This window comes from Oscillatoria sp. FACHB-1407 (assembly GCF_014697545.1).
Classification (GTDB): domain Bacteria; phylum Cyanobacteriota; class Cyanobacteriia; order Elainellales; family Elainellaceae; genus FACHB-1407.
In genome coordinates, this window is sequence record NZ_JACJSA010000048.1 from 1 (window position 1) to 17481 (window position 17481).

Annotated in this window: 17 protein-coding genes and 1 pseudogene; 7 read left to right on the forward strand and 11 right to left on the reverse strand. The window is 46.9% G+C overall.

The genetic code is table 11. The features are described 5' to 3' along the window. The 6 genes and pseudogenes from H6G89_RS33600 to H6G89_RS35455 form a co-directional block, all read left to right on the forward strand. Positions 1-1454: amidohydrolase (locus H6G89_RS33600; protein WP_190514369.1), on the forward strand; the 1454-nt coding region annotated here is incomplete at its 5' end. A 37-nt stretch (positions 1455-1491) separates the two neighbouring features. Beyond that, on the forward strand, positions 1492-1878 hold the full coding sequence (locus tag H6G89_RS33605) for a helix-turn-helix domain-containing protein (RefSeq protein ID WP_190514370.1): 387 nt from the start codon (positions 1492-1494) through the stop codon (positions 1876-1878). 31 nt (positions 1879-1909) lie between these two features. Next, positions 1910-2070: pseudogene (locus H6G89_RS33610) on the forward strand (NAD(P)H-quinone oxidoreductase subunit H); the annotation flags it as partial. 130 nt (positions 2071-2200) lie between these two features. After that, complete coding sequence (locus tag H6G89_RS33615; RefSeq protein ID WP_190514371.1) at positions 2201-3343, forward strand: MFS transporter; 1143 nt, start codon at positions 2201-2203, stop codon at positions 3341-3343. Positions 3344-3407: 64 nt separating this feature from the next. Continuing rightward, positions 3408-4049: an FMN-dependent NADH-azoreductase gene (locus H6G89_RS33620; RefSeq protein ID WP_190514372.1), complete on the forward strand. Its 642-nt coding sequence runs from the start codon at positions 3408-3410 to the stop codon at positions 4047-4049. Positions 4050-4723: 674 nt separating this feature from the next. Further along, the gene (locus tag H6G89_RS35455) at positions 4724-4957 is read left to right on the forward strand and encodes a response regulator transcription factor (RefSeq protein WP_339384597.1); all 234 of its coding nucleotides are present in this window, start codon (positions 4724-4726) and stop codon (positions 4955-4957) included. A gap of 80 nt (positions 4958-5037) precedes the next feature. Here H6G89_RS35455 and H6G89_RS33630 read toward each other — a convergent pair whose 3' ends face one another. From H6G89_RS33630 to H6G89_RS33680, 11 genes are all read right to left on the reverse strand, one after another. Then, the gene (locus tag H6G89_RS33630) at positions 5038-5331 is read right to left on the reverse strand and encodes a hypothetical protein (RefSeq protein WP_190514374.1); all 294 of its coding nucleotides are present in this window, start codon (positions 5329-5331) and stop codon (positions 5038-5040) included. 138 nt (positions 5332-5469) lie between these two features. Next, positions 5470-5697: an SDR family NAD(P)-dependent oxidoreductase gene (locus H6G89_RS34740; RefSeq protein ID WP_199337103.1), complete on the reverse strand. Its 228-nt coding sequence runs from the start codon at positions 5695-5697 to the stop codon at positions 5470-5472. Between the two features lie 218 nt (positions 5698-5915). Next, complete coding sequence (locus H6G89_RS33640; protein WP_199337104.1) at positions 5916-6632, reverse strand: SDR family oxidoreductase; 717 nt, start codon at positions 6630-6632, stop codon at positions 5916-5918. A 45-nt stretch (positions 6633-6677) separates the two neighbouring features. Next, complete coding sequence (locus H6G89_RS33645; protein WP_190514375.1) at positions 6678-7244, reverse strand: antibiotic biosynthesis monooxygenase; 567 nt, start codon at positions 7242-7244, stop codon at positions 6678-6680. A 48-nt stretch (positions 7245-7292) separates the two neighbouring features. Beyond that, complete coding sequence (locus H6G89_RS33650) at positions 7293-8789, reverse strand: aldehyde dehydrogenase family protein (RefSeq protein ID WP_190514376.1); 1497 nt, start codon at positions 8787-8789, stop codon at positions 7293-7295. A gap of 161 nt (positions 8790-8950) precedes the next feature. Next, complete coding sequence (locus H6G89_RS33655) at positions 8951-10075, reverse strand: SDR family oxidoreductase (protein ID WP_190514377.1); 1125 nt, start codon at positions 10073-10075, stop codon at positions 8951-8953. Between the two features lie 81 nt (positions 10076-10156). Beyond that, the gene (locus H6G89_RS33660) at positions 10157-11713 is read right to left on the reverse strand and encodes an aldehyde dehydrogenase family protein (RefSeq protein WP_190514378.1); all 1557 of its coding nucleotides are present in this window, start codon (positions 11711-11713) and stop codon (positions 10157-10159) included. Between the two features lie 127 nt (positions 11714-11840). Next, positions 11841-11993: a hypothetical protein gene (locus H6G89_RS33665; protein ID WP_190514379.1), complete on the reverse strand. Its 153-nt coding sequence runs from the start codon at positions 11991-11993 to the stop codon at positions 11841-11843. After that, positions 11994-12623 carry an NADPH-dependent F420 reductase gene (locus H6G89_RS33670; RefSeq protein WP_190514380.1) on the reverse strand — a complete coding sequence of 210 codons (630 nt, stop codon included), beginning with the start codon at positions 12621-12623 and terminating at the stop codon, positions 11994-11996. A 151-nt stretch (positions 12624-12774) separates the two neighbouring features. Then, positions 12775-13404 (reverse strand): NADPH-dependent F420 reductase, encoded by a 630-nt coding sequence (locus H6G89_RS33675; protein ID WP_190514381.1) that lies wholly within the window; start codon positions 13402-13404, stop codon positions 12775-12777. Between the two features lie 225 nt (positions 13405-13629). After that, positions 13630-14334 (reverse strand): NHLP leader peptide family RiPP precursor, encoded by a 705-nt coding sequence (locus tag H6G89_RS33680; RefSeq protein WP_190514382.1) that lies wholly within the window; start codon positions 14332-14334, stop codon positions 13630-13632. A gap of 669 nt (positions 14335-15003) precedes the next feature. Here H6G89_RS33680 and H6G89_RS33685 point away from each other — a divergent pair. Continuing rightward, the coding region (locus tag H6G89_RS33685; protein ID WP_190514383.1) for a GAF domain-containing protein at positions 15004-17481 on the forward strand (2478 nt) is incomplete at its 3' end.

Sequence of the window (17481 nt, forward strand, 5' to 3'; positions counted from 1 at the left end):
CCCCCAACACACCTGTTTTTATTCTACACCTGTACGATCGCGCCCTGCTAAACCGTGCGGCACTACGAGCCGTTGGTTACACCAGGGATACACCAAACCCACTGGGAGGAGAGATTCAACGCGATGGCTATGGCAATCCAACTGGGTTATTGATTGCCAGACCCAACGCCACAATTTTGTACTCTACATTAGCAAAAGGTCCGAGATTGCCCTATGAGCATCAACTCAACTCAACTCGCCACTTCATGCGCGAACTCAATCGCCTTGGCATTACCAGCGTCATTGATGCTGGAGGAGGCTATCAAAATTATCCTGACGATTATCAAGTGATTGAAGACTTGCACCAACGGGGTGAACTCACCGTTCGCGTTGGTTATAACCTCTTCACTCAGCGTCCGGGTCAAGAATTGGAAGACTTTGCAAACTGGGCGAAAATGGTACAACCAGGTCAAGGAGACGATTTCTATCGCATGAATGGCGCGGGTGAAATGTTAGTCTTCTCCGCCGCAGATTTTGAAGATTTTTTAGAACCTCGTCCCGATCTAGCTGATACATTAGAAACGCAATTAAAGGATGTCGTCACACTGCTAGCACAAAATCGTTGGGCATTTCGTCTCCACGCTACTTACGACGAATCGATCACACGCTTTTTGAACGTGTTTGAAGAGGTGAACCGAGACGTTCCATTGGATGGTTTACATTGGTTCTTTGACCACGCTGAAACAATTTCTGAACGTAATTTAGAGCGAGTCAAAGCGTTAGGTGGTGGCATTGCCATTCAACATCGCATGGCATTTCAAGGGGAGTATTTTGTCGATCGCTACGGTGCAACTGCTGCCCAACATACGCCGCCGATCGCCCGGATGCTAGAGATGGAGATTCCCGTTGGAGCGGGAACCGATGCAACGCGAGTCGCTTCCTATAACCCCTTTGTGGCACTGTATTGGCTGATTAGCGGTAAAACGGTGGGTGGAACCGCACTTTACCCGAGTCAAAACCGTTTAGACCGGATGGAAGCCTTGCGGCTCTACACGGTTGGCAGCAGTTGGTTCTCATCGGAGGAGGGTAAGAAGGGGGCGATCGCTCCCGGTCAACTAGCAGACTTAGCCGTACTTTCAGGCGACTACTTCTCTATGCCAGAGCAGCAGATTAAGGGCCTGGAATCAGTATTGACGATGGTAGGTGGCAGCGTGGTTTACGCTGTGCAGGAATTCAGTGATCTTGACCCACCCTCTATTCCGGTTTTACCAGAGTGGTCACCTGTTGCCACTTATGGCGGCTACTATGCTGCACCTGTCCCTGTGCCTGTGGCAGCAAAAGCACTTCATTTATGCACAGCTCTCTGTAATCACATTCACAAGGTAACCTGTCGCTCCACAGGTTCTGCACTCAATACCGCAGGTTCCTTATCTAGTTTCTGGGGCGGTATCGGTTGTGATTGTTTTGCCTTCTAAAACAAGAACTTAATGGGTTATAGTTACCACACAAACCATGAACACATCAGTTACTCAAAATGGATTGCCTTTGTACACGATACAAAGAGTCATTGATTACATTAGTCAGAATCTTCATCAAGAAATTCAAGTAGCTGATTTGGCTGAGGTTGCTAAAATAAGTCATTTTTATTTTTGTCATGTATTTAAGCAATCTATAGGCATTTCTCCTTACCAATACTTGATTCAGCAACGAGTAGAACGAGCTAAACAATTGTTGCAGGATAGCGAAATGGCAATTGCTGAAATTGCATTAGAGTGTGGCTTTTCTAATCAAAGCCACTTCACTCGACGCTTTCAACAGATGACTGGACTAACACCCAAGGTTTATCGCAATCAGCAAAAGCTGCTCACTTACTATGCTTCTTTTAGTAGTACAACTTGAATAGCACAAATGCGATCGCCCAAATGCCTGAGGTGCTTACGAAAATTTGGAAACCAATGCATAGCAGCAGGCCCTAAATCAGAGTGGAATGCTTTTGATTATCAGTTTATTAGTAAAAAGATTGCTTCAACCTTCAAAATTCCGAAAGGAGAACACTACGTCCAGTTAGAGAGTAGTAAAGGAGAACTTGGCTAGAGGTTACACCTAAAGAATTCTCGAAAAGTCAGTAGGAATGTGCTCAAAATCAGAGGAATATGCAAGACGGCCGTAGTGGAGTTTTATAGAGTCTTTACTAAAGAATTTTCTTTAGAAAGTGACCTCTATGAAACGACCTGCCATCATTGTGGCGATCGCCATCTTCCTGATCACCCATGCAGCTAACCTGCAAATTCCGCTATACAACACTTATGCGACGCTAGCAGGCTTTGGTAGTGGTATCTCGGCGATCGCCTTCTCAACCTACGTAGCAGGACTACTCCCCACGTTAATTTTGCTCGGTGGGGCATCTGATCAAATTGGGCGCAAAAAGGTGATTTTGGCAAGTTTGCTGTTTGCCTGTGTCGCCACCTTTTTGATGATTGCCCACCCCACCATCTACACCCTGTTCGTGACAAGGGTACTTCAAGGCATTGGGGTGGGGTTAATCACAGGAACTGGAACGGCGTACTTGTCTACGTTGATGCCTCAAAACTCTGCTAGAGTGGCGGCTTACGTCAGCTTAACGACAGCACTGGGATTTTCCAGTGGTGCTCTATTGACTAATCTCATTCTCTCCATTCACAATTCCCTTGTTCCGTTTAGCTATTGGATTATTTTTGTTCTCATTCTGGGTTGTATTGGTTTAGCGATCAATATTCCTGAACAGGCAACGATACCCACTCCACTGGTTCGATTACCCCTCTTCCCTTCTAAGGCAATTTGGGCAGGGTTGGCGATCGCCCTCGCATGGTCTTTAGCCGGGATTGTGGGAATCATCCTACCGACTCAACTGGTGCAATACGGGCTACCCAACTGGTCAGGACCGATGCTGTTCATCATCGTGATGACAGGGGTTGTGTTTCAACCCGTTGCCCGACGCATGGAACCCCGGCGATCGCTTCAACTGGGTTCGTTACTGATGGTCATTGGCTATGCCCTATTTACCAGTGGTGCAGCATGGGGTTCATTGAGTCTAGTGCTGCTTGGAGTGGCGATCGCAGGCATAGCGTGCTATGGATTCACTTACCTGGGTGGATTAGCGGAAGTCGTGCGGTTAGGTGGCAATCAATCCGCACGAGTCACGTCTGGTTACTTTGCCTGCGCTTATTTAGGATACGGCATTCCCGTAATTTTGATTGGCTTTCTCTCTGATCGCTTTGGTATTATTCCTACCCTTGTTGGCTTTGGAGCCATCTTACTGATCAGCAATGTCTTACTCATTGCAGTGTATCAAACCCTGAAGTACGAGAAGAAGCTTCAGGCATGAGAGCAGTTGAACAGCTTAAACAGTTGTGCAGAACTAATTCAAACCTTAAATAAGGAGATCCACAATGGCTACTTTGTTGCAGGTAGATTCCAGTCCGAGAGGCGTTTACCCCGAAGGGGGAACTGCTTCGCACCGCTCTATCTCTCGTACCTTAACGAAACAGTTGATTCAAATGTGGCAACACACTGATCCAAACAGTCAGGTAACTTACCGGGATGTTGGACGCTATCCAGTTCCACCTATTGATGAAGCCTGGATTGCAGCAGCATTTACACCACCTGACCAATTGAACCCAAACTTGGAAACTGCATTGAAAATTTCGGATGAGTTAATTGATGAGTTGTTCGCAGCCGATTTTTTAGTTTTTGGCATTCCCATGTATAACTACAGCGTTCCTGCCAATTTCAAAGCGTATATCGACCAAATTGTGCGGGTAAGACGAACGTTTGCGATCGACTCTGATGGTTACCAAGGACTCGTGAGCGATAAAAGAGCAGTTGTGATTACCACACGCGGAGGCAGTTATGCGAACAGCCCACTAGACTTTCAAGAGCCTTATTTGCGAGCCGTATTTGAATTCATCGGGATCACCGATATTGCTTTTATCCATGCCGAGAACTTGGCGATGGGAACTGAAGCACGACAACGTGCGATCGCGTCTGCTCAAGCGAGCATTCATCAGATCATTGCAAATTGGCAACAATGACATTACCTGGCGGAGTAAAGATATCTATGGAGTAAAGGGTGAGTTAGCGACCTTCATATGGCTCAGGTAGTACTCACCCAAATTTTCATTCAATTGTTCCTCTGCAAACAGATAACTATTCTCTGTACTACCACTCTGACCTCTCAAACTCCTAAAAGTTCTATGAGTAAGATTAGAGGGTATGTGTCCTTCTTCTTTTCCTGAGCGATCGCCGTCACTTGAGCACCTCTGCCCTCTCCAACTTTGAATAACTCTTGTTTGCAAAAACTTGTTAAATAAAGCAAATATTTGCAAGACAGAATTTTACTTTTTCTTTAGAATTTAGAAACAACTGATTTAGTAAGAATTAGATAATTGAGCTGAGGAAGCAAATCTGTGAAAACTGAGTGAATAATGTATAGCCACTCTTAAAGGTTTTAGACATTTAACGTTATTACCATTTGCTCTGAAGCAATAAAACAACTGAGCATAAGCATGTAATGCTCAGCAGTTACTTCTAGGACTAAGGTGAAATTACAATATGCGGCATCCATTACAGCCCCATATAGCCGTACTGACAAAAGTTAAGCCAGAGTTAGCTAGGGGCGCAGCTCTCACATCTCCTTATCCCAAGCTTTATGCATAACGCTATAAAAATAGTTATGACTCTGTCCTCGATAATACTCGGAGTAGTTATGCAGGAAGAATACAATCAATCAAGCTATTTACGATCTACTCCTAGGCTGTCGGTTCGCGAGCTAGAAGTTCTACAACTTCTAGTTGAAGGTCTTACTAACCCTGAGATCGCTATTCGTTTACATCTCAGCCCACATACTGTAAAAAGCCACGTCAGAGGAATATTAAACAAGTTTGGAGTTGAACATCGCTTACAAGCTGTTGTAGTTGCATTACGCCTTGGATTAGTCTGAATAGATTTCTCTAGGCTAAGCTACTGCTGTTTCAGAAATCGATCTTAAATTGCTCAATAACTTGTATCTTGCATCTTTCCCTATAGTTCACCCTCGAATAAATTTGGGCTAAAAATTAAAAACCATTGCACTGGGCTGCAACCCCTTCTCTCAAGAAGCTCCAGAGCTGAATATCCTAAAATCACTAAATCCGGGTTACTTCCACGAATCGTCATCAACCCTGCGGCACTATGATGGATAGCGCAAACTTTGTATCCTTCGTAGACAAACTCCTGCTCTATCAAATAAGCAACTTCAGAATCATCTTTTACGATCAAGATATAATAAGCTCGCTGCCAGTGCCATTGGCCTTGATTAGCTGTAACACCTACCACGGTAGTTGAACAGGTGTACCGAACTTTCGCATCTCAGCAAAGAACTTGCCCTGCGATCCACCTTGCGGTAATGTCGATGTCCTGATGGGTTCACGCCAGCATTATTGACGAGGATATCAATTTTACCGTAGGTGTCTCTCACCCAGGCGGCAAGATGTGAATACTGTCGCTGTCTGTAACATCGAGCGTATGATAATCTGCCTGGATTCCTTCAGCGACCAATTGCTCTTTTGCAGCTAATCCTTCTGCTTCTCGACGGCTTGTTACAACGACTTTGATGCCTTGCTGCCCTAACTTGCGGGCAATTGCATACCCCAATCCACGATTACTGCCTGTGATGACTGCAATTCGAGGTTGTTCTGCCATCCTATTTCTCCTGAAGATCAGACCTGATTTGAGGAAGTGTTTTGGCAAGTCTTAAACAAGAACTTCTTATAACGTGAATGTTGATATCATCAGCTAGTTTTTACATCTGTCGAACTAGTGTTGCGAACACAAAGTTCTGCAATGTAGGGGGTTTGGGGGCTTCGCCCCAAGAAGGGGTGGAACCCCTTCACCCCTTTCAAAACTTATTTTTTGCTGTACTAGAATCCTGCATTGGTTGGCACAATGAGCATTCTGGGGATGAGAACATGGTCAGGTTGCTCTAGAACAGTTCGCACGCCACGGGCAATGTCCTGCGGTTGCAGCGCACCTCCTGTCATCACCCAGTCTTTACTGTCTTGCCCCCAGTGGTCATACAAGCCTGTATCAACAGTGCCAGGAGCGATCGCCGCAACTTTGACTCCAGTTCCGGCTAATTCCATCCTGAGAGCATCGGTAAAGGCTTCAACAGCGTGCTTTGTGCCACTGTATGCTCCTACAGTTGGAGAAGTTTTCAAGCCAGCAATGCTGGATGTGTTGATTAAAAAACCGCTCCCGTTTTGTTTAAAGTAGCGCAATGCCGTGTATGCCAATCGATAAACGGATTCCACATTAAGGCGGACCATTTGGCAAACTGCTTCAATGTCTACTTCTTCAATGGAGCCAATCGTCATGGCTCCAGCGTTGTTGATCACAACATCGAGTTGCCCAAAGGTAGCGATCGCAAAATCCACTAATTTTTGTGGAACATCCGGGTCAGTAATTGTGGCAGCAAATACTTTGGCGTTTTTGAGTGATGCCGCTACTTTCTCTAACTTATCTTGCGATCGGGCTGTGAGGATTAAATTCATCCCTACTGCATCTAAATCCTCGGCGATCGCCCTGCCAATGCCACTACTGGCTCCAGTGATCAACGCAACTTTGTTCTGTAGTTCCATAATTGTCATCTCTCTAGACTTGATGGTGAACTGAGTTGAGGTTTTTTACCCCTCTGGATAGAGCCATTTAGAGAACACTTGAGTGACTTGAGGCATGACAACATACGTCATCAAGGTAGTGACAATGGCTGAAATGATCACTGAAGTGACCAATGTTGGAAATCCTCTCAAGGCGTAGCTAAATAGCGGAGCAAGAGTATTCGTTAACACTGAGATTGAAGCCCAAACTAGAATCGCCGTTTTATACCGTGGAGGGGGAAGGTTCAGTAGCCGTCCTGGCAAAGAGAACCAGGCTTCTAAACCAGACAATTCTTGAACATTGGGCGCACCTTGAATCAGTGGCAGAGCTTTGATAATCCACTGCTGACGTTCTTTTGAATTCATCCAGGTTTGCAAACTACGATAGTGGTCAAACTTGAAGATAATGACGTATTCGGAATGCGTCCTTTGAGGAGGACGAATGATGTTCGTGCCAAGATGTCCACTAAAGCTCTTGGCTGCGCTGCAAATCCCAGTCAACCATTGCTCAAACGCTCTCTCTTTTCCAGGTTTGACTAACTGCGAGATCACTACCGTAACAGGTTGATTTTCTTCCTCAGTACGAGTTTCCATATCTCAACGATTGCTTGTCAGGTTGATGGGCTTCAGCATCTGATGGTTCTATGAAAGATCAACCCATACAGTCTTAGTTTGGAGGTAAAACTCCAGTGCTTCTTGACCATTCTCGCGCCCATAACCGCTCATCTTATAGCCGCCAAATGGACTGGATGGATCAAACTGTCCCCACGTATTGACCCAAACTGTACCTGCCTTGAGACGAGCGGCGGCTCGATGGGCTTTCTTAATGTCACGGGTATGCACTCCTGAAGCTAACCCGTATTGATTGTTATTAGCAATCTGAATTGCATCCTCAAAGGTATCAAAAGGAATCACAGACAGAATCGGACCAAAGGTTTCTTCACGGGCGATCGTCATATCACTGTTGACATCGGCAAACACCGTTGGCTCCACAAAGTAGCCTTTTCCGGTACCGATATCTACCGCTTTGCCACCTGCAACCAATCGTGCCCCATCCTGCTGACCAATCTCCATGTACCGCAGCACATTCTCATATTCACTCTTGTTCGCGATCGGCCCCATCTGGCTTTCAGGATCAAAGGGATCACCGACTTTGGTTCGTTTTGCCCATCCCGCGACGCGATCGATCATTTCGTTATAGATAGACCGCTCAACTAACATCCGCGATCCGGCATAACAAATCTCACCCTTGTTATAGAACACGCCGTAATAAGCAGTCTCTGCGGCTGCATCGAGATCAGCATCCGCAAAAATAATATTGGCAGACTTGCCGCCCAGTTCCATCGTCAAATGTTTTAGTGTATCGGCAGAGTCTTTAATCACTCGAATTCCGCTTGCTGTTGATCCTGTAATTGCAACTTTGTGAACATCAGGATGGGTTGAAAGCGTATGTCCAACCGTACTTCCCGGACCTGGAAGCACATTGAATACACCATCCGGGACACCTGCCTCTTGCATGATGGCTGCCACTTTCAACGCAGACAGCGGTGTGGAGGAGGACGGTTTATGGACAATGGTATTTCCAGCCGCAAGGGCAGGGGCAAACTTGTGAATGGAGAGAACCAAGGGAAAATTGAACGGTGTGATGGCTGCTATAACTCCCAACGGTTCCCGCAGAGTATAGGTATGTAATCCTTTGGTGGTTTGCTTTACAGACCCCTCCAGTTTACTTGCCCAACCTGCGAAGTAGTGAAATGTATTTGCCAGGTGAGGAATGTCGATCGTGATGCTGTCTGTGTACAGCCGCCCCATTTCCTTCGCTTGCAAAAATGCTAATTCCTCGGTGTATTTCAGGAACAAGTCACCCACTCGCCACAGGATTTTGCCCCGCTCATGGCCGCTGATTTGTCCCCACGGACCTTGCTCAAAAGCTTGGAGTGCTGCGGCGATCGCATCTTCTGCATCTGCTTGTGTCCCTTCTGCAACCTGGGCAGCCACTGCTTCTGTGGTTGGGTCAATGACATCAAACGTTTTTCCGTTGCTGGAATTACGCCATTCCCCATTGATGAAGAGTTGGGTCAGGGTAATGGGAAAATCAGGACGATTGGATGATTTTAGTGCATCAAGTTGTGCAACCATACTTTTTCCTCAAGATAAAAGGTTTGAATTGAGCAAACAGAGTAAATGATTCCACTTACACCACGAATGCCGACAATCAAGCGTCGAGGGTGAGCCATATTAACCGTCCTCCCTGGGCAATGGTTGTGTGAAAGTCGCAGCAATACCAGTGGTGATTCAAGCTAAACTGCACCAACTGTAGGTTTCACCCACTGCTGCGCTTGTCCCTGTGCTAATTGGTGGAGAACAGTCAACACAGCATTGCTATCAATGCCTCGCGCTTTCGCACCCTCTGAGGACAGTACACTGTTCAATGTCCCCTCAACTTCTGACATGCCATCACTGACGTTTTGCCCGGTTTGCAGGAGAACATAGGGCGATCGCTCAATGGATTCATCATCAAAATCACCGTGAACACGCCAATCAGCAACGGGAAAGTAAAGCCCATTGGGTTCGTTATCAGCAATTGCTTTTTTCGACTTCTGCTTTTCAGGAGACAGATTCACTGCCATAAAGTCATCCATCAACTCTGGAACAAGCTGATTGACCATTACTAATGCCTTGGCAATGCCGCTGCCATAGACCTGTCGCACGGAATGTTCTGCGGCGTAAACCACCGCTTCGGCAACGACTTCGGGCTGCACAATGGGCGGAGCGGGACGAGGCGTAAAGCCAATTCGGGAGAGTCCCGTGTCATAGATTGGAGTATTCGTGCCAAAGGGCATGATGGTGGTGACGCTGATAGGCAGGTTTTGCTGTTTCAGTTCAATTCGCAGGGCATCGACCATACCATTGAGTCCATGCTTAGAGGCACAGTAGGCAGAGGTCATCGGATGCCCCAACTGTCCTAAAACCGAGGAAAAGCAAATGATTGCTCCACCGGGTTCACCCCGTTCAATATTGCGCTTCAGGTGAGGTAGGGCTGCCCACAGACCGTGCGCTTGACCAAACAAATTGACCTGGATGATGCGATAAAGTTCTTCTGGTTTCGTTTCTTCAAAGCTAGCCGTTGCCCAGACTCCAGCCACACCCACCCAGGTATCAATGCGTCCAAACTGGGCGATCGCCAGATCTGCAACACTTTTCACCTGCTCAAAAGCACTGACATCTGCCACTTGCGTCACACAGGTTCCGCCTGCTGATTCAATTTCTGCTTTAAGAGATGCCAGTCCTTCTGCTCCGCGTGCCGCTGCAACAACCCTGGCACCTTTTGTCGCAAACAGTTTAGCGGCTGCCCGTCCCATGCCGCTGGATGCACCAAATACCACGACCACTTGATCCTGAACCGGCTTTAATGGAATCGTCATTGCACAATCTCCTTATGAGTTAAGTGATGAGTGAGATGTTGTTTGAGTGAGTGATTTGCAATGTTGCGTCACTGTCTAACGTCAAACCAGATTCGCCCAAACGGTCTTGTATTGCGTATAGCTCTCAAGGGCTTCTGCGCCCTGCTCACGCCCGTAGCCAGACATTTTGAACCCGCCAAAGGGTGCATTGGGATGATATTTATGCCAGGTGTTAATCCACACCGTACCCGCTTTAATCTTGTCCGCCAGACGCAATGCCCGACCTAGATTTCCGGTTTGAATGCCGGATGCCAATCCATAAGGGGTGTCATTGGCGATGCGAATAGCATCTTCCTCAGTATCAAACGGAATGATAGGCAGTACTGGACCGAAGATCTCTTCTCGGCTGATCTTCATATCATTGGTTGCATCGGCAAACAGCGTAGGTTCGATGAACAACCCTTTGCCGTTCACTTTGCGCGTGTTGCCACCTGCAACTAATCGCGCTGAAGATTGCTTGCCTGCTTCTACGTAGGACCAAACCTTCTTGTATTCACTGGGGCTGGCGATCGGCCCAATCTGCGTTGCCGGATCAAGCGGATCACCCAGAATGGCATCATTCGCCTTTCTGGAAAGCTTTTCTACCACTTCGTCGTACACCGATCGCTCCACCAAGAGCCGTGAGCCAGCAACACAAACCTCACCTTTGTTCCAGAAAATACCCCAAAATGCTGCTTGAACGGCCTGATCGATGTTGGCATCGGCAAAGATGATGTTGGGCGATTTTCCACCGAGTTCCATCGTCAGATGCTTCAGCGTATCTGCCCCATTCTTGATAATGCCCTGCCCGACCCCGGTTGACCCGGTAAACGCCACCTTATCCACTTTGGGGTTCTTCACCAGAGCATCCCCTAAAGAGCCACCGGGACCCGTCACCAGGTTATACACGCCTTCCGGCACTCCCGCTTCCAACATAATTTGTCCCAATAGCAGCGCACTCAGGGGTGTATCAGACGCAGGTTTGTGAACGAAGGTATTCCCGGCTGCAAAACCTGGTGCAATTTTGCTAACAGACAATGCCAACGGAAAGTTGAAGGGCGTAATTGCAGCGACAACACCCAATGGTTCACGGCGGGTTAGCATCCGAATATCGGATTCGTAAGACGTGCGATAGCCGCCATTCATGGCACTCATCGCAAGACCACCGAAGAAGCGAAATAACCCAGAGCAATGAGGCATGACGGTCGTGATGAAGTCGGTATAGGGCATTCCCATATCCATCGCTTCACGCACGGCGAACTCTTCTGCGTGAGCATCCATCAGGTCCGCAATGCGGAACATAATTTTGGCGCGTTCCTCATGGTGCATCTTGCCCCAGGGACCGTTCTCAAAAGCCTCCAGTGCAGCATCAACAGCGGCATTGGCATCGGCTACGCTACCTTTAGCGACCCGTGTGATTTCTGACTCTGTAGTTGGGTCGTTGGTGGGCATCGTTTCTCCCGTTTCTGCATCTCGCCATTGCCCATTAATGAGCAGTTGACCGGGCGAAATGGAGATTCGTTGAGGAGAACTAGGATGGGGTTCTACCTTATGAAAATCGCATAATGAATTATCTTGTTTGACCGTTTCGTCGAGTTTGACGCTGAAATCTATCGTCATAGTGAGTTACCCAGATAGAATTGTTGAATTTGCGATCGCACTTTTCCACCATCTCAACGAGATAGTAGATATCAATACCTGAACCTGCGATGTTGAAGCTGCATGTTTCCTGAAACGTGTTGCTAACCTATGGCAACATCATCGGATGGATAACATCTGCCAACAGGATCTCAAAGCCGAGGAGATTGTTAGCAACGATGATGTTTTTAACCAATTTGCCATCTCGAAACCGCATTATATGCGTCTCAAACATGGGAACTTCTGTTTGAGGAAAAGGCATCTACCGTTGCAGCAATTTCAGGGCAACCTGTCCCATGTTTTGGGCATAGGCAAGCTGCACTAACAAAAATCCTGCTGGCTCAACATAGCGAGCACTTTTGAGCGGTCCAGCATCGATCGCGTCTACTTCTGTTTCTTGCAGCAATTGAGCAACGATTGCTTTGGCATCCTCGTCATCTCCGCAATAAAACACGGTAGGCTTCTGCTCACCAAACAAGCGAGACGAGGAGTGTAGCACTTCAGCAAACAATGGCATTGCCTCAACAATTCGAGCACCCGGAGCGAGTTTCGCGATCTCCTCGGCGGCTGATGTAGTTGTTCCCACTGCCAATCCGCCCATGTTGGGTAAGAGTGCATTGACACAGCTAAATAGGATTTTTCCATCCAGCGAACCCGCTTGTTGGAGAGCATCTTCAACCGCTGTCCAAGCCACTGATAGCACAACTACATCAGCAAACTGCACAGCTTCTGCGGGAGTACCAACCAGAGTGCCTGAACCGATAGATTCTGCTGCTGCTTTGAGCTTGTCTGGGCTACGAGAATAGCTCAGCATAAGCTTGTGTCCGTTCTGCGCCCAAAACTTACCCATGCCTGTGCCCATATTGCCCGCACCAATAATTCCAATGTTCACGCAGTCAGCTCCATCTTTGAATTGATATTCACGTAGTAAAAGACAATTCTTGCAGTCGCAGTCATTTTTGTTTCACTACACAAGATCTCTGCAACTAAAAAACCTTAAATCCTGATCAATGCAACTCATCCATAAGTTATTTTTCTCGTAATTAACTACTAACCTTGAGAGAGTCCAAAAGCTTACGGGCTGGTTGTACTGTCAGTGGCTGATTGTATAGCAGCCCTCCTGGCTCTTGCAGAGGTGCTTGGCTCAGACTTCCTGTCTCTAGACCAACAAAACCACTATCGCGGATGAGTTGAGCTACATTTTGTTTGGCTTGATTGTCATCACCGCAGTAGAACAGCACATAGGGATCAACACGATGAGCATCGTTTGCAAGCGTTGTGCTGGGTAACGTATTGTAGGCTTTGACAATATGTGATTGGGGTAATTTCAGAGCAAATTCTAGACCCGAACTAACACCGGGTAGACGCTGCACCTGCCCACTGGCAGTACGACCATAGGGATTGGTGGCATCAATGACTGTTTTGCCTGCCCAATCGTTGGACGCCGCGATCGCCTCGTTAATCGTTGCATAATAAACTGCAACTAAAATCACATCGGCAAAGGCAACTGCCTCAGCAACTGTGTCAGCTTGAGCATTGCTACCTGCTTCAGCAATCAGTGACGATAGCTTTTCTGGATTGCGAGAACTGAATAGAACTTGATGCCCTGCTTTTGCCCACAGTTTGCCAACCGTACCGCCAATGTTTCCTGAACCGATGATGCCAATTTTCATAGTTGTTCTCCCGTCAATAGGTTGATATCAGCTTTAACGTGTGATTCCAAGAACAAACTAGAACCTTTAGTTCGCGGAGAAGACAGGAGCGAAAAGTACCCCTAAATTCTGAGTAAGGAGCGAGACAAGGCGAACAACGTAATGCCACTGTTCATGCCTCGCTCTTTAGCATCGTTTGAGAGTACGCTACTCAAGCGGAGACGAATATCACTAGCGGGTAACTTATTAAGCGTAAATCTTGTCTTCTAGCTTTTCAGGCAATGGAGTGAGTAAACGAGCACAATTCAGCCACCACCAGGGCTGATGAGCTGCGGCAAACCAACCAGCAACGTGTTCTGATTGGTCAAGCAATGTTTCATCCTGAGGTCGCTTAGGAATGACAAAATGCTTCAGTGTCGGTGTATCGAGAGGTGCAACAACTTTAAGATTGTCAGGGAATGTGGCTCCAATCTCTCTTGAGAGCCGTGCTTTTGCATCTTGTTGCATCTCCGGTACGAACAGAGGGTCTTTCCAGGCACGTCCAATAATCATGACGTGAATGCCCTGACGGAAGCGATCGAGAGCTGCAAAATCAAATCCATTCCGCATCTGCCACCAAATTAGTGAGTGCGCCATCATCCACCAATCAGCAATTTGCTGGAAGCGGTAGGCAAACTCTTCTTCCGGTGGTTTTACAGGTAATACAAAGTGAAACAAATTCTCACTGTCTTCGAGTACTTTTACCTGAGTTTCAGCTGGAAGTTTAAGGTGAGCTTCTCGCTCCAGCACGGCTTTCGGGTTAGTGAAAAATTCTTGTTTAAGTGCATCTTCATGCCACAAACGAAGCAGTAGTCGCATTTGTAAGGCTTCCAAATACGGTCCATAAATGCTAGCATCGATCGTAGACCAGGTTGTTTTGACATCAGGTAATGTCAACAGTTGTGTAACCATAAAAGCCTCTCTAGTTGTCGAAAGTCATTGCTCTTATACAGTGTGTGTTGTATAGCTAAACAGCCGGATAGAGTTTGATGGAAGATAGCTTTAAAGATAATGCCATTAAGCTTTCCAATGACCTTGAGCCAGATTGCTATCTACACACTGTTATTAGAAGAATGAGAGTTAAATCGTTAACTCCACATTGACAATACGAGTTACATCAACAGGAGTATTCTACATTTGTGCGATTTTTGGTACGTTTCTGCTTTGTTCTTAAAACGAAATTTTAGATATACACAACAGTTCTAAATCAGTTATGAGATGGGTTATGACTAAGATATCTGTGATGCTAGAGTGACTCAATAAGGCACAAACTGAGATGAATACCGTTCTAATTGTTACTACTTCTCAAGTTCATTCGATGTGTTAGCAAGAATTGAAAATTCAGCACAGATATACTATTTCTTCATAAAAGCGAATAATTGTCTCAACCGTTTCTGGTTAAGAACAGGTAATGTTGATGTTAAGTTGCAGAGTTTTTTACAAGTAAATCTAGGGGTACTTTAGTGCTGGCCTCCTGGCTCTAGAGTTCTACAAAATCTGTGATAAGCTCACAGGCAAACGGCTCATTCCTATGAGTTGTTGTTCTGCGTTGCGATCGCCCATCTTGTCAAGGTAACGTCGATGAAGCCTTATTCCTCCACCCAACCTCAACCCAATGATGCGTCTCTGGAACAGCGATTTCAGCAATTACAGCAAGAAGTAGCGCAATTGCAACAGGAAAACGAACAGTTGCGCCAACACGCCAACCTTTCGTCGGTCGAGCATTCCCTGCTAGAAGTAACTGCCCAAGCTGCCAATGCTTTACTGACGATCGCCCCTTTAGAACAAGCCGTTAATACTGCCCTACAAATTCTGGGCGAGAGCTTAGACACCGATCGCATCATTGTCATAGAAAACGTTGACTCGTTCTCCGAGTCGCTCTTCCCTAGCTGGAGAGCGTTGAATTATGAGTGGACTTCATCAGGAACGATGCCACAGTATGGTAATCCTGAGGCAGCTCAAGGTAGCTATGAAGAGATTCCTGAAATCTTTGAGCCGCTACATCAAGGACAAACCTTTAGCTTTTTAATTGAGGAAATCTCGGAGCCTTTTCGCAGTGCTCAAGTGGGAATTGGGGTCAAGGCAACTCACGCAGTGCCAATTTTCGTGGAGGGTCAATGGTGGGGATTGCTGGGGCTAGATGACTGCCGCGAAGCAAAACAGCGCAGTGCAACCGAGTTGTCTGCGTTAAAAATTGCGGCTGATTGTATTGGTAGTGCCATTGAGCGCGATCGCACTCAACAAGCTCTCCTACAAGCCGAACAAGAGCGTACACGCAATGCTGCGAAGCACTCGCAAGAACTCGAACAACTCAATGCCGAACTGCGGCAAACACTCGAACACCTCACGGAATCTGAAGAACGCTATCGGACTCTGTTTGAGCTGAGCAGTGAAGGAATCTATCGGTGGGAATTAGATCAGCCCATTTCTATAGCCTCACCTGTTGATGAGCAAGTGGAGCAAATTCGTCGCTCCCTTTACGTCGCTGAGGCAAATGCTGCCTATGCTGCGATGTATGGTCTACCGACGACTGATGCCGCTTCGGGTTTGCGCCTGAGTAATGCCCACATTTTAACTTCAGGTAAAAACTTTGAATTTCTGCGTCGGTGGATTGAGAATGGCTATCGCATCCGAGCGGCAGAGTCAGAGGAAATCACCCCTGAAGGGAGGCGGTGCTATTTCTTCAATAACGTTATTGGAATTATTGAAGATGGATACCTCATCGGTGGCTGGGGAACCCAACTTGACATTAGTGAGCTACGGGAAACTCAGCAAGCTTTATTGGAAGCAGAACAAAAGCGATCGCAAGAACTGGAACGAATTAACGCTGAACTGCAACAGGCACTTAACCATTTAAGTGAGTCAGAAGAGCAGTTTCGGACTTTGTTTGAATTGAGCAGTGAAGGGTTCTACTACACAGAAGTTGACCCGCCCTGCCCCATTAGCCTACCCATTGAAGAACAATGTGATTTACTTTACCGCAACATTCGCGTGGTTAAAGCGAATCCCGCCTTTGCTGCCATGTATGGGGTTGATCATCCAGATGAGCTGATTGGACTGCGAAACGCCGATGTGCATGTTCCAGACTCAGAAAAGAATGCAGTGTTTATCCGAGGCACAATCGAGAATGGCTATCGATTTCGCAATTTGGAAACGGAGGAGATAGATACCCAAGGGCGACTGCGTTACTTCCTCAACAGTGGAGTTTATACCATCAAGGATAGTTGCGTGGTTAGTGGTTGGGGTACACAGATCGACATTACCGAACTTAGAGAAATCCAGCAAGCTCTTCTACAAGCAGAACAAGCGCGAGTCTCAGAACTCGCAAAAGCCAATGAAGAGTTGCAACAGCGCGAACATGAAGTGCAGCGAAGCTACCGCCTTCTCTCCACGGTTGCTCAAGTGACGAAAGATCTACTCGAAGCAGAAGATATAGATGTTGCTATTCCTGCTGCTTTGCAAGCGGTTGGGGAAGTGGCAAATATGAGTCGGGTTCAACTTCTGGTGGAGTATCCAGATGTCTCTACTCAAAAACTCTATCACCTTGTTGCTTATGAATCGGTTGCAGATGGCATCGTGCCGCAAATGGATCACCCGGATGCCGGAACCCTCAAAAACGATGATTTTGAGTTCATGCTAAAAGACCTGCACGCAGGACGTTCGATTTGGCATATTGTTGAGGTTTTTCCTTCCCCTATACGAGAGCAGTTTGAGTCGATTGGCATCAAATCCTGTGGAGCCGTTCCTATTTTCATTGAAGGTCATTATGTTGGCAGTGTCAGTTTTGATGATTGCATCACGCCTCGTCAATGGAGCCAACAGGAAATTGATGTATTGACGACAGCAGCAGAGAGCATTGGGGCAGCACTACACCGGAAGCAACTGGTCGATCGCCTAATTGAAGAACGCATTCGTGCTGAACAAGAACGAGCAGCAGAACTGGCAAAGGCTAACAACGCACTCAAACAAACAGTTGATGTACTGGCAACAGAAACAGACTTGAATCGCTTCTTAGGACACGTGCTTCAAGTCATTGCCAACCAACTTGACGCACCGTTA